The 814-nt window shown below is 37.7% G+C and carries 1 pseudogene; it reads left to right on the top strand.

The features are described 5' to 3' along the window. Positions 1 to 814 (top strand): annotated as a pseudogene (locus tag FNE76_RS08100) (RNA-guided endonuclease InsQ/TnpB family protein); the annotation flags it as partial.

An 814-nucleotide genomic window follows, 5' to 3' on the forward strand; every position in this document is an offset into this window, starting at 1 on the left:
CTTACCTAAACGAATGCAACTCTCAAAGCTTGCAAGTGGTATTAAGGCAACTAACTATAGCTTTTGATAAATTCTTTTCCAAGTTAGCAGGTTATCCTAGATTCAAATCTAAAAAGCATTCTAAGTAATCTTTCTGTGTCCCGCAACACTTAGAAATCAAACAAGAAAGCAATCAAGTAAAACTACCCAAAAGAAGCTATTAAAGCCAAGTTTCATAGACATTTGCCTATAGGCTCTGTCATCAAACAGGGGTTTATCTCTTGTGTAGCGGATAAATACTACCTCTCTGTCAGTTATGGGGACAATAAGCCTGAACCTAAACCCGTAACTATCAAAAAAGCTGTAGGTTTAGATATGGGCTTAGAGTCTCTAGTCATCGCCAGTAATGGCGTGTTCTACCCCTATAAAAAGTTTTTCCAAAATCTACAAACCAAGCTCACTAAAACACAAAGGAGATTGTTTAAAAAACTCAAAGGTTCTAGTAATAGAAAGAAACAAGTTAAGAAAGTGGCACAAATCCGCGCTACTATTAGGAATAGCAGAGAGGACTACTTGCATAAAATCAGTAGCCAGATCAATCAGTACGATTTGATAGCAGTAGAAACCTTGAAAGTTAGGAATTTGGTCAAAAACCACAAACTAGCTAAGAGCATTGCCAATGCCAGCTGGTCTAGGCTCATTAGTCTATTAGAATATAAGGCTGGTTGGAAAGGCAAAACTTTGCTAAAGATTGACCAATACTTTCCTAGCTCTCAAATCTGCTCTACTTGTGGGAGCAACACAGGTAAAAAGCCACTGCACATTAGGAATTATG

It is taken from the genome of Helicobacter mehlei (assembly GCF_007280785.1).
Classification (GTDB): domain Bacteria; phylum Campylobacterota; class Campylobacteria; order Campylobacterales; family Helicobacteraceae; genus Helicobacter; species Helicobacter mehlei.